Below are 11,931 nucleotides of genomic sequence, written 5' to 3'. Positions count from 1 at the left end.
CGTGTGCTCCTAGTCGACCTGGGCGACGAGGTCGGCGGCCTCGATGCCGGCCACGGCGGCGGCCTCGTCGTTGTCGGAGGTGTCACCGGTGACGCCGACGGCACCGACCAGCCCACCGTCGGTGTCCTTGACCAGGACGCCCCCGGGCACCGGCACGAGCGCGCCACCGACGGCCGAGGTGACGGCCGCGACGAAGTAGGCCTGCTGCTCCGCGCGGGCCATGATCGCCCGCGAGCCCTGGCCCAGGCTGAGCGCGCCGTGGGCCTTGCCGAAGGCGATCTCGAAGCGCTTCATCGACGCCCCGTCCTCGCGCTCGGCGGCGACGACGTGGCCGCCCGGGTCGAGGACGACGACCGTCAGGGGCTTGAACCCGGCCTCGGCACCGTGGGCGCGGGCCCCGGCGACGATGGTGCGGGCGGTCTCGAGGGTGAGGTGGACGTGGGTCACGAGGCGTTCCCTTCGGAGGAGTGGTTCTTCTTCACCGCGGCCCGGCGCCGGTGCAGGATCGGCTCGGTGTAGCCGCTGGGCTGCTGCAGACCCTCGAAGACCAGGTCGTGCGCCGCGGCGTACGCCTCGCCGTCGAGGTCGGGGGCCATCGGCACGTAGGAGTCGTCGCCGGCGTTCTGCTCGTCGACGACGGCGGCCATCCGGCGCAGGGTCTCCTCGACCTGGTCGGAGGTGACCACGCCGTGGTGCAGCCAGTTGGCGACGTGCTGGGCGGAGATCCGGCAGGTCGCGCGGTCCTCCATCAGCGGCTCGCCGGTGATGTCGGGGACCTTGGAGCAGCCGACCCCGGCGTCGACCCAGCGCACGACGTAGCCCAGCAGGCTCTGCAGGTTGTTCTCGATCTCGCTGCGGCGGTCCTCCTCCGACCACGAGTCCGGGTCGCCGATCGGGACCTGGAGCAGGTCGAGGCGGTCGCGACGACGTCCGGCCGCCTGGAGCTCCTCCTGGCGGGCCCGCACGTCGACCTGGTGGTAGTGCAGCGCGTGCACGGTGGCCGCGGTCGGCGAGGGCACCCAGGCGCAGCTCGCGCCGGCCTTGGGGTGGCCGATCTTGGTCTCGAGCATGTCGGCGAGGCTGTCGGGCGCGGCCCACATCCCCTTGCCGATCTGGGCCCGGCCGAGGAGGCCGCACTCGAGCCCGATGTCGACGTTGAGGTCCTCGTAGGCGCCGATCCAGGTCTCGGCCTTCATGTCGTTCTTGCGCACGACCGGCCCGGCCTGCATCGAGGTGTGGATCTCGTCGCCGGTGCGGTCCAGGAAGCCGGTGTTGATGAAGGCCACCCGCTCGCGCGCCTCGTGGATGCAGGCCTTGAGGTTCAGCGACGTGCGCCGCTCCTCGTCCATGATCCCGACCTTGATGGTCAGCGGCTCCAGGCCCAGGAGCTGCTCGACGCGGCCGAACAGCTCGACGGCGAGGGCGACCTCCTCGGGACCGTGCATCTTGGGCTTCACGACGTACATCGAGCCCTGCGTGGAGTTGGCCAGCTCGGACTCGCCGCGCAGGCCCTTGACGCTGCCCAGCGCGGTCATGATCGCGTCGAGGATCCCCTCGGGGACCTCCTGGCCCTCGGCGTCGAGGACCGCGTCGGTGGTCATCAGGTGACCGACCTGGCGGATGAACAGCAGCGAGCGACCGCGGAGGGTGACGTCCTGCCCGTCCACACCGGTGTAGGAGCGGTCGGGGTTCATCGAGCGGGTGAAGGTCTTCCCGCCCTTGGTGACCTCCTCGGCCAGGGTGCCGTCCATCAGGCGCATCCAGTTGCGGTAGCCGAGCACCTTGTCCTCGGCGTCGACCGCGGCCACGGAGTCCTCGAGGTCCATGATCGTGGAGACCGCCGACTCGAGCAGCAGGTCCTTGACCCCGGCCTTGTCCGTCGAGCCGATGGCGTCCTCGGCGTCGACCTGGATCTCGACGTGCAGCTGGTGGTGGACCAGCAGGACGGCCTCGGGGGCCTCCTTCGAACCGCGGAACCCGACCAGCTGGGCCGGGTCGGCCAGGCGCGAGGGGGCGTCGCCGATCGTGACGGCCAGCCCCTCGTCGTCCACGGCGTACGCCGAGGCGTCGGCGTGCGAGCCGGAGTCGAGGGGGAAGTGCTCGTCGAGGAAGGCCCGGCCGCGCTTGATGACCTCGTCGCCGCGGGTGCGGTTGTAGCCCTCGCCGGGAGCCAGGTCACCCTCGTGGGAGATCACGTCGGTGCCGTAGAGCGCGTCGTAGAGCGAGCCCCACCGGGCGTTGACGGCGTTGGTCGCGAACCGCGCGTTGAGCAGCGGGACCACCAGCTGGGGGCCGGCGATGCGCGCGACCTCGTCGTCGACGCCGGAGGTGGCCACCTCGACGGTCTCGGGCTCGTCGAGCAGGTACCCGAGGTCCTTCAGGAGGGCGAGGTAGTCGCTGCCCTCGGAGGTGTCGGGCTTGCCCGGGTGGGCGCGGTGCCAGTCGTCGAGCGAGGACTGGATGCGGTCGCGCATCGCGAGCAGCTCGCGGTTGCGGGGGGACAGGTCGCCGACGATGGCGGCCACGCCGTCCCAGAACGCCTCGGGGTCCACGCCCGTGCCGGGCAGGGCCTCCTCGGTGACGAACCGGTGCAGGGCCTCGGCGACGCGAAGCCCTCCGCCGACCTCGACGCGCTGCTCCGTGCCGGTGGTGTCCGTGCCAGTCATGCGCCACTCCTGTTCCGTGCCGGTCCGCCTGGACCGGAAGTCTTGCCACAATTTCCACATCGTGGAAACATCAGTGCTCGATAATGGAAACTACGGATCGGGCGTCCTCCGTGTCAACCGTCACACGACGCCTGTGGAGACGCCAGTGCCCCGTGACAGTGAGATCACGCCCGCCACGTCCGGGCCCTCCGCCGGCCCGGCGCGCCCCGGCGGGGTGCAGTCGCTCCACCGCGCCCTGGACGTCCTCGAGACGGTCGCCTCGCGCGGCGGCACGCTGACCCTCGGCGAGATCGCGGAGACCACCGGGGTCCCGCTCCCGACCGTGCACCGGCTGCTGCGCACGCTGGTCGAGCGCGGGTACATGCGCCAGACCCCCGACCGGCGCTACGCCCTGGGCTTCCGGCTGGCCCCGCTGGCCGCGTCGGCCGGCTCCATGGTGGGCGCGGGCACCGAGCGCGAGCTGACCTCGCTGGTCGACGCGCTCGGCGAGACCGCCAATCTCGCGGTCCTCGACGGCGACCGGGTCGTCTACGTCGCCCAGGTCCCCGGCCGCCACTCGATGCGGATGTTCACCGAGGTGGGTCGTCGCGTGCACCCGCACTGCACGGCCGTGGGCAAGGCGATGCTGGCCCACGCCGGCGACGACGACGTCCGCGTCCTGCTGCGCCGCACCGGGCTCCCCCGGCACACCGACCACACCCTGACCGACCCCGAGGAGTTCCTGGCCCGGCTGGCCGTGGTGCGCGAGCAGGGCTACGCCCTGGACGAGGGCGAGCAGGAGGTCGGGGTGCGCTGTGTCGCGGTGGCCCCGACCGGGACCGCCGTGCCGATCGCGGTCTCGGTCTCGGGACCCGCGCCCCGGATGACCGACGACCTCGTGGCCCGGGCCGTCCCGCTGCTGCGCGCCGCGGCGGCCCGGCTCGTCGCCGACCTCACCTAGGCGGTCGCGTCGGGGCTCAGGACCCGCCGACGACGAGGTCGGCGACCACCCGCCCCAGCTCCTGGCCGGCGTCCTCCTGGAGGAAGTGGCCGGCGCCGGCGATCACCGGGTGGTGCAGGCCGCGGGTGCCGGGCACCAGCCTGCGCAGCACCGGCCCCATCGCACCGGTGATCGGGTCGCCGTCGCTGAAGGCCACCAGGAAGGGCTTCTCCCACTGGCCCAGCACCTCCCACGCGGCGCGGTTGGCCTCCGTCGCCGGGTCGTCGGGGCGGGTGGGGACCAGGCCGGGCATCGCGCGCGGTCCCGCCTTGTGGGCCTCGTCCGGGAAGGGGGCGTCGTACGCCGCTCGGGCCGCGTCACCGAGCCCGCGGTGGCACCCCGCGGCGACCAGCCGACCGACGTCGAGCACCTCCGCGGACTCGACCGCGCGCCGGAACCGCCACCACACCTCGGGCATGTCGTGGTCACCGGTCGGCAGGCCGGTGTTGGCCGCGACGACGCGGGCGTGACGGTCGGGGTCCTCGGCGACCAGGCGCAGCCCGATCAGCCCGCCCCAGTCCTGCCCCACCAGCGTGACGTCGCGCAGGTCGAGGGCCTCCACCAGCGCACGCACCCAGCCCACGTGGCGGGCGTAGGTGTGGTCCTCGACCCGGGTCGGCTTGTCGGAGCGGCCGAAGCCGACGAGGTCGGGGGTGATCGTGCGCAGCCCCGCGCGGGTCAGCGAGTCGACCACGTGGCGGTAGAGGAAGCCCCAGGTCGGCTCGCCGTGGAGCAGCAGCACGACGGGCGCGTCGGCCGGCCCCGCGTCGACGTACGCCATCCGCAGCGAGCCGCCCTCGGTGTCCGCCACCTCGACGTACGACGGGGTGTGGGCCCACCCGTCCTCCAGCCCCTCGAACCGGTCCTCGGGCGTGCGCAGGAACTCCATCGGCCCAGTGTGCCGCCTCCCCGGTCGGCCCGGACGGTTCTCGGGACCAGGTCCCGGCTACTCCGGCAGCTGCTCCCCGGGCAGCGGGCCGAGCACCTCGAACGCACCGAGGTGCTGCTCGACGTCGCCGCGGGTGGTCCAGGACCGCAGCTGCTCGGCGGTGCGACGCGACATCAGCGCGCGCCCCAGGTCGAAGTCCGAGGCGCTCACGACGACGGCGGCGTCCTCGGCCGGCCCGCCGCCCGAGACCCACGTCCACGTCTCGCCGACCAGCGCGATCGACGGCAGGCCCTCGACCCGGCCCGCGAACCGCCCGACCATCCGGTCGCGGACGGCGGCGAAGGCCTCGGTGCCGCGGCCTCCCGGCACGCCGAGGGCGCTGCGCAGGTCCTGCTCGTGGATCGTGACGTCACCCAGCGGGCGGGTGCCGTGCGCGCGCATCCAGGCCTCGAGGTCGTCGGCGAGCCCCCGCCACTCCGCGACCAGCTCCTCGACCGAGCGGTCGCGCCGCGCGTCGACCTGGGCCTGGGTCCACGCCTCGTTGTGGTCGTCGGGCTCGTCGCCGCCCAGCACGTCGGCCCCCAGGCCGACCACGTGCGAGAGCAGGTCGCGCACGGTCCAGTCGGGGCACGCCGGGACCCGCTGCTCCGTCGCCTCCGCCGGGACCCCCGTCACCAGCTCGCACACCCGCTCGTGGGCCTCGCGCCACGCCCGCACCTCGTCGACCTGCGTCATGCCCCGAGACAACCACACCGCCGTGGCCGACCTTCAGACGACGTCCTCGCGCGGGGTGCCGCCGCCGAAGGTGCTGCTCACCTCGCCGCCGGCCAGCACGCGGTACGGCGCGGCCGAGGTGCGCGCGCTGGTCAGCAGCGCCTCGACCGGGACGTCGGTGACGCCGGCGACGAGGAGCAGGTTGCCGGGTCGGCGACCGCGCAGGGTGGCCGGCTCGGCGCTGACCGCCACGGCCGCGAACCGGGTGCGCAGGGCGGCCACGACGTCGCGGGCCACCGGGAACGGCGCCCGGTCGGCGAGGTTGAGCACCACCAGGCCACCGGGCGCGAGCACCCGGTCGAGCTCCTCGACGCAGCCGGTGGTGAGCAGGGAGGCGGGCACCTCGCCGTCGGCGTACGCATCGACCACGACCACGTCGGCGTGGTCGTCCCGCAGCGCGGCCAGGCCCTCGCGGCCCTCCTGCGGGCGCACCTTGACCCCGCTGCGCCGCGGCAGCGGGATCGCCTCGCGCACCAGCGCGGTGAGCCGCTCGTCGGGCTCCAGGACGACCTGGGCCGAGCGGGGCCGGGTGTGCGCGACGTAGCGCGGCAGGGTCAGGCCGGCCCCGCCGACGTGCACGACGCGCACGGGCACGCCGGGGGCCGCGACGGCGTCGAGGACGTCACCGGTGCGGCGGACGTAGTCGAAGTCCAGCCGCGTCGGGTCGGCGAGGTCGACCAGCGACTGGTCGCGACCGTCGAGGCGCACCAGGAAGGCGTCGGGGCGCCCGGCCGGGACGACCTCCCCGGACCAGTCGTCCGGAGCCGCGCTCACCCGGCTGCGAGCGGGTCAGGCACCGGGAGGCGTGGAGGCGTCGATCTGCTGGGCGAGGTAGCCGGCCGCACCGACGCGCTTGATCGCCTCGAGCTGGGCCTCGAACCACTCGGCGTGGCGCTCCTCGTCGCGGGCCATCTCCTCGAAGACCGACGCGGTGGCGTGGTCGCCGAGGTCGTGGCACTCCGAGGCGGCGCCGTTGAACTGCCGGACGGCGACCTTCTCGCTCTCGTAGGCCAGCGAGAGCATCTCCTCCGGGGTCTCCCCGACGGCGATGTTGCCCAGGCGCTGCAGGTTGGGGTGCCCCTCGAACATCAGGATGCGGTTGATGATCGCGTCCGCGTCCTTCATCTCGTCGATGGAGAGGCCGTAGAACACCTTGCCCAGCTTCGGCAGGCCCCAGTTGTCGAGCATCCGGGCATGCAGGAAGTAGGTGTTGGTCACGGTGAGCTCGAAGGTGAGCGCCTCGTTGAGGAGGTCCACCACGCGGGGGCTAGCTGGCTGCACTGTCGATCTCCGTCATCAGGTTGCGGGACTCCTGGGAGCCCTGGTGCTCGCACAGGACCTTGCGCACCGAGAAGACGCACGACCCGCACTGCTGGCCGGCCCCGGTGGCCTTGCACACCTGCGCCACCGTGCGGGCCCCCGACTGCACGGCCGCTGCGACGTCGCGGTCGCTGACCACGGCGCAGTGGCAGAAGATCACGAGGGCTCCGTACGTCGAGGGCAGGTAAGGCTTACCTCACCAAGGGTGCCCTCATCTCAGGCCGCGGTCAACCCGCGCGCCCGCTGTGACGCCTCACGCAGCGGAGAGGAGCTCCTCGACCAGGGCGTCGAGGTCCACTCGGTCGGACTCGGTGCCCGGTGCCACCAGCGCGTGGGAGGCGACCAGGAACTCCGCGACCGCACGGCTCGGGGCCTGGAGCTCCACGAGGCTCTCGTCGGCACCCACGAGCTCGATCATCACCACGGCGCGGGCAGAGGTGTCCAGGCACGGCCACAGGTGCACGTCGCCGTCGCCGGCCACGTCGTAGAGGCCGGTGGCGAGGAGGTCGCGCGCGAAGTCCCAGCGGATGGGGCCCTGCGAGGTGTCGAACACCAGCGCCACGGCGAACGGGTCCGCGGCGTCGTAGACCAGGTCGGCCGGCATCGGCACGGTGTCCGCGCTGCGCTGGTCGAGGAGGTCCAGGACGAGGTGGTGCACGACCTCCTGCGCCGTCCCCGTCGTCACGTCACCCGATCGGCCCTGGGGGCCGTGCCCGTGCTGTCCCTGGTTCATGCCTCCATCCTGCTGTCCCGGGTCCCGGGACAGCAGGGCCGTGTGGGGCATCCTTCCTAGTGCATGGGCACCCCCGACCCCGGGTACGCGCCCTCCGTGCCTTCCCCCACCGGCGAGTCCCTCGCCCCCCACGTCCTCGTCCTCTTCGGGGCCACCGGCGACCTCGCGGCCCGCAAGCTCTTCCCCGGCCTCTACCGGCTCGGGGCCGCCGGCCGCCTCCCCGAGGAGTACGCCGTGATCGGCAGCGGCCGACACTCACCCGGCTCCGACGACGAGTTCCGCGACCAGGTCCGCGAGGGGCTGGAGGACACCGTCGGCGACCTCGACGAGGACCTCCTGTCGGACTTCCTGGGCCGGATCTCCTTCCAGACCTCCAGCGCCGACGACGGCTCCGACCTCGCGCAGGCCGTGCACGACGCCGAGGAGCGGCTGACCGACGACACGGACGACTCGGTCGACGACGTGCGTCGCCTGGTCTACCTCTCGGTCCCGCCCAGCGCCATGGACGGCATGGTCGCCATGCTGGGGCGCGAGCACCTCACCGACCGCGGCCGGCTCGTCCTGGAGAAGCCCTTCGGGCTCGACCTGGAGTCGGCCAAGGAGCTCGACGCCTCGCTCAAGGAGGTCGTCGAGGAGGACCAGGTCTTCCGGATCGACCACTTCCTGGGCAAGGAGGCGGTGCAGAACATCCTGGCGCTGCGCTTCGCCAACGGCCTCTTCGAGCCCGCGTGGAACCGCGAGAGCATCGCCTCGGTGCAGATCGACGTGCCCGAGGAGCTGGGCATGGAGGGGCGCGGCAGCTTCTACGAGTCCACCGGCTGCCTGCGCGACATGATCTCCACCCACCTGTGCCAGCTGCTGGGCTTCGTGGCCCTGGAGGACCCCGGCACCTTCGACGAGCGGTCGGTGCGCGACGCGAAGTCGGCGGTGTTCCGCGACCTGCGCCCGCTGGACCCGGCCAAGGTCGTCTTCGGCCAGTACGACGGCTACCGCGACGAGGACGACGTCGACCCCGACTCCCAGGTCGAGACCTTCGTGGCCATCGAGACCTACGTCGACAACGACCGCTGGCGCGACGTGCCGTTCTACCTGCGCACGGGCAAGCGGATGGGGCGCTCGGACCGGGTGATCACGTTGCGGTTCCGGGCCTCGCGCTCGACCCTGTTCGACGGCCAGCCCGACTCCGAGGACCGCGCCAACGACCTGGTCCTCAAGCTCAGCGACGAGGCCGTCGTGCGGGTCGACCTGCGCGCCAAGCGCCCCGGCCCCGACCTCGACCTGGTCAGCGCCGCGATGCGCCTGGACCTCGGCGAGCAGGCGCCCGACGACACCCCGCTGGAGGCCTACGAGCGGCTGCTGCTCGACGTGCTGCGCGGCGACCGGACGCTGTTCACCCGGGCCGACGAGGTCGAGCGGCTGTGGGAGGTCTGCCAGCCGGTGCTGGAGAACCCGCCCGCCCCGCAGTCCTACGAGCCCGGCTCCTGGGGCCCGCAGGCCGCTCTGGACCTCCCGCTGGGCGGCTGGCGCCTGCATGGCTGAGACCGCGACCGACGCGGGACCCGGGGCCGCGGGCGCCTTCCTGCCCATCGCCCAGCACGGCCTGATCGGCGACCTGCGCACCTGCGCGCTGGTCGGCTCCGAGGGCACCATCGACTGGTTCTGCGCCGGGCGCTTCGACTCCCCGAGCGTCTTCGGGTCGCTGCTCGACCCCGAGCACGGCGGGTCCTGGCGGCTGGAGCCGCTCGACGGCGACGAGGGGGGCGAGGGAGAGGTCCGGACCAGCCAGTTCTACTTCCCCGAGTCCGCCATCCTGGTCACCCGCTTCATGACCGAGCGGGGCGTGGCGGAGGTGCACGACTTCATGCCCGTGCTGGCGCCGCACGACCCCGACCACCGCCAGCGGATCGTCCGGCGGGTGACGGCCGTGCGCGGCAGCACCCGGCTGCGCTCGGTGCTGGCGGCCCGTCCCGACTACGGCCGGGTCGACCCCGTGACCGAGCGGGTGGGCGGCGGCGTGCTGATCTCCGGGGACGGCGTGCGCCTGGGCCTGACCGCCTCGGTCGACACCGAGCTGGTCGACGGCACCGTCACCTCCGAGCTGGAGCTGCACCAGGGGCAGGAGGCGCTGTTCGTGCTCGAGGTGCTCGAGGAGGGCGGTGCGGTGGCCTCCCTCGACGAGGTCGACAGCACCCACCTCTTCGACCGGACGGCCGCGTTCTGGCGGGCCTGGATGGCTCAGTCGACGTACGCCGGTCGGTGGCGCGAGACCGTGCACCGCTCGGCCCTGACCCTGAAGCTGCTGACCCACGAGCCGACCGGCGCGATCATCGCCTCCCCGACCACGAGCCTTCCCGAGGCGATCGGCGGGGCGCGCAACTGGGACTACCGCTACGTCTGGATCCGCGACGCCGCCTTCAGCCTCTACGCCCTGCTGCGGCTGGGCTTCACCGCGGAGGCGCACGCGTTCATGGGCTGGCTCTCGGAGCGCATGGGCGAGACCCGCGACGACGACGAGGAGCTCGGACCGCTGCGGGTGCTCTACGACATCGACGGCAACGTGCGCGACGAGGTCGAGCTGGACCACCTGCGCGGCTACCGGGACTCGCGACCGGTGCGCGTCGGCAACGGCGCGGTGGGGCAGCTCCAGCTCGACATCTACGGCGAGCTGATCGACTCGGTCTACCTGTTCAACAAGTACGGCCCCGGCATCAGCGTCGACGCCTGGCAGGACCTCGTGCGGGCGCTGGAGTGGCTGCTGGACCACTGGGACACCCCCGACGCCGGCATGTGGGAGATCCGCGACGACCCGCGTCACCACACCACCTCGCTGCTGATGAGCTGGGTGGCGATCGAGCGGATGATGCGCGTCGCGCGGCAGCGCGGGCTGCCCGGCGAGCTCGCGCGGTGGGCCGAGACACGCGACGCGATCTGGACGCGGATCATGACCGACCACTGGGACGCCGACGTGGGTGCGTTCATGCAGCACGCGGGCGCCGACACCCTCGACGCCGGGGTGCTCCTGATGCCGATGGTGAAGTTCATCGCGCCCAACGACCCGCGCTTCGTCTCCACCCTGGCCGAGGTCGAGCGTCGGCTGGTCTCAGACAGCCTGGTCTTCCGCTACGACGTCGACGCCTCGCCGGACGGCGTGGGCGGGCGCGAGGGCACCTTCAGCCTGTGCTCGTTCTGGTACGTCGAGGCGCTGACCCGCACCGGCCGCCTGGAGGAGGCCCGGCTGGCGCTGGAGAAGATGTTCACCTACGCCAACCACCTGGGGCTGTACGCCGAGCAGGTGGGCCTGGCGGGCGAGCAGCTGGGCAACTTCCCGCAGGCCTTCACCCACCTGTCGCTGATCAGCGCGGCGCTGAACCTGGACCGCGAGCTGGGCTGAGCGCCCGCGTCCGCGCGGGGAGCACCTGGCGCGCCACCGCCGGCACCCACACGCAGGCGTAGGCCAGGCTGGTCAGCACGTCGGTGAGGTGGTGCGCCCCCTGGTAGAGCCGCGAGGCCAGCACCAGCAGGGGCACCAGCGCGAGGAGGCCGAGGACGACCCGCTCCAGCGGGCGCGGTCGCACCAGGCCATAGGTCACGAGCAGCAGCGCCGTGCCGAGCGCCAGCGCGGTCGCCGTGCCGGTGTGCCCCGAGGGGAAGCTGTGGTCCGGGACCAGGCCGGGGTCCAGGATCCGCACCGGCGGGCGGTCGCGGTGGACGACGTGGGTGACGCCGTAGTAGACGACCCCCATCCCCAGGGTCGTCACGACGGCCAGCACCAGCGGTCGCCACGAGCGGACGACGGCGGCGACCACGAGGCCGACCCCCAGCAGGACCGGGAAGCCGACGCGGGTCTCCCCGGCGTACGTCGCCACGTCGGCGAGCCGCGAGAGCCCGGGCGTGCGGTGGGCAGCGATCCAGCGCGCGAGGTCGTCGTCGAGGCCGCCGACCGAGGACGCGAGCGGGTGGGTGAGCAGCCACCCCACGCCCAGGACGACCAGGACGATCGCGGCCAGGGTGGCGAGCAGGACGGCGGCGGGGCGTGCCGCCCTAGTCACGGTGGCCCTTCAGCCGGCGCCCGACGGCCTGCTGGATCTCGCGGTTTGCGTCGCGCTCGGCCAGCGCGTGGCGCTTGTCCCAGGTCTTCTTGCCGGTCGCCAGCGCGATCTCGACCTTGGCCCGACCGTCCTTGAAGTAGAGCCGGATCGGCACGATCGTCATCCCGCGCTCGTCGACGCGTCGCTGTATGCGGGCGATCTCCGAGCGGTGCAGCAGCAGCTTGCGCTTGCGCTTGGCGGCGTGGTTGGTCCAGGTCGCCTGCTCGTACTGGGGGATGTGCACCTGGTGCATCCACACCTCGTCGTCCTCGACGTCGACGAACCCGTCGACCAGCGAGGCCCGCCCCGCCCGCAGCGCCTTGACCTCCGAGCCCTGGAGCACGATCCCGGCCTCGAAGGTCTCCCCGAGGTGGTAGTCGTGGGCCGCCTTGCGGTTGGTCGCCACCACCGGGTCGGTCTGCTTCGCGCGCCCCTTCGGCGCCCCTGCTCGCATCCGCCCATCCTCCCAGACCCCACCCGCC

Annotated in this window: 13 protein-coding genes; 3 read left to right on the top strand and 10 right to left on the bottom strand. The window is 73.1% G+C overall.

Features of this window, described 5'->3' with window-relative positions; all coding sequences use genetic code 11:
- Nucleotides 1–9 precede the first annotated feature (9 nt).
- On the bottom strand, nt 10–447 hold the full coding sequence (locus ACYVDA_RS13020; RefSeq protein ID WP_460818804.1) for a GlcG/HbpS family heme-binding protein: 438 nt from the start codon (nt 445–447) through the stop codon (nt 10–12).
- Entirely contained in the window at nt 444–2,666 is a 2,223-nt protein-coding gene (locus ACYVDA_RS13015; protein WP_460818802.1) for a malate synthase G, read from the bottom strand. The genes ACYVDA_RS13020 and ACYVDA_RS13015 overlap by 4 nt, the downstream gene beginning before the upstream one ends.
- 145 nt (nt 2,667–2,811) lie before the next feature.
- On the opposite strand from ACYVDA_RS13015, the gene ACYVDA_RS13010 reads away from it, so the two are divergent.
- Nucleotides 2,812–3,606, top strand: coding sequence for an IclR family transcriptional regulator (locus ACYVDA_RS13010; protein ID WP_460818801.1), 795 nt, complete (start codon nt 2,812–2,814; stop codon nt 3,604–3,606).
- A 16-nt stretch (nt 3,607–3,622) separates the two neighbouring features.
- Here the strand turns inward: ACYVDA_RS13010 and ACYVDA_RS13005 are convergent, their stop codons facing one another.
- The 6 genes from ACYVDA_RS13005 to ACYVDA_RS12980 form a co-directional block, all read right to left on the bottom strand.
- Nucleotides 3,623–4,534 (bottom strand): haloalkane dehalogenase, encoded by a 912-nt coding sequence (locus ACYVDA_RS13005; protein WP_460818800.1) that lies wholly within the window; start codon nt 4,532–4,534, stop codon nt 3,623–3,625.
- A gap of 57 nt (nt 4,535–4,591) precedes the next feature.
- Nucleotides 4,592–5,269: a maleylpyruvate isomerase family mycothiol-dependent enzyme gene (locus ACYVDA_RS13000; protein ID WP_460818799.1), complete on the bottom strand. Its 678-nt coding sequence runs from the start codon at nt 5,267–5,269 to the stop codon at nt 4,592–4,594.
- A 33-nt stretch (nt 5,270–5,302) separates the two neighbouring features.
- Nucleotides 5,303–6,082, bottom strand: a complete 780-nt coding sequence (locus tag ACYVDA_RS12995; RefSeq protein WP_460818798.1) for a spermidine synthase — start codon at nt 6,080–6,082, stop codon at nt 5,303–5,305.
- Nucleotides 6,083–6,097: 15 nt separating this feature from the next.
- On the bottom strand, nt 6,098–6,565 hold the full coding sequence (gene bfr / locus ACYVDA_RS12990; protein WP_460818797.1) for a bacterioferritin: 468 nt from the start codon (nt 6,563–6,565) through the stop codon (nt 6,098–6,100).
- A 10-nt stretch (nt 6,566–6,575) separates the two neighbouring features.
- On the bottom strand, nt 6,576–6,788 hold the full coding sequence (locus tag ACYVDA_RS12985; RefSeq protein WP_460818796.1) for a (2Fe-2S)-binding protein: 213 nt from the start codon (nt 6,786–6,788) through the stop codon (nt 6,576–6,578).
- Between the two features lie 93 nt (nt 6,789–6,881).
- Nucleotides 6,882–7,361: an SsgA family sporulation/cell division regulator gene (locus ACYVDA_RS12980; RefSeq protein WP_460818795.1), complete on the bottom strand. Its 480-nt coding sequence runs from the start codon at nt 7,359–7,361 to the stop codon at nt 6,882–6,884.
- Between the two features lie 96 nt (nt 7,362–7,457).
- Here ACYVDA_RS12980 and zwf point away from each other — a divergent pair, with 96 nt between their 5' ends.
- On the top strand, nt 7,458–8,900 hold the full coding sequence (gene zwf / locus ACYVDA_RS12975; protein ID WP_460818794.1) for a glucose-6-phosphate dehydrogenase: 1,443 nt from the start codon (nt 7,458–7,460) through the stop codon (nt 8,898–8,900).
- Nucleotides 8,893–10,752 (top strand): glycoside hydrolase family 15 protein, encoded by a 1,860-nt coding sequence (locus ACYVDA_RS12970; RefSeq protein ID WP_460818793.1) that lies wholly within the window; start codon nt 8,893–8,895, stop codon nt 10,750–10,752. The genes zwf and ACYVDA_RS12970 overlap by 8 nt, the downstream gene beginning before the upstream one ends.
- Here ACYVDA_RS12970 and ACYVDA_RS12965 read toward each other — a convergent pair.
- Together ACYVDA_RS12965 and smpB are read right to left on the bottom strand one after the other, a co-directional pair.
- Nucleotides 10,715–11,410 (bottom strand): phosphatase PAP2 family protein, encoded by a 696-nt coding sequence (locus tag ACYVDA_RS12965; protein WP_460818792.1) that lies wholly within the window; start codon nt 11,408–11,410, stop codon nt 10,715–10,717. The genes ACYVDA_RS12970 and ACYVDA_RS12965 overlap by 38 nt on opposite strands.
- Nucleotides 11,403–11,903 carry an SsrA-binding protein SmpB gene (gene smpB, locus ACYVDA_RS12960; RefSeq protein ID WP_460818791.1) on the bottom strand — a complete coding sequence of 167 codons (501 nt, stop codon included), beginning with the start codon at nt 11,901–11,903 and terminating at the stop codon, nt 11,403–11,405. The genes ACYVDA_RS12965 and smpB overlap by 8 nt, the downstream gene beginning before the upstream one ends.
- Between the last annotated feature and the right edge of the window lie 28 nt (nt 11,904–11,931).

The organism is Nocardioides korecus (assembly GCF_054778395.1).
The sequence above is the reverse complement of the archived record's forward strand: the minus strand, read 5'-3'. Positions and strand labels throughout refer to the sequence as shown.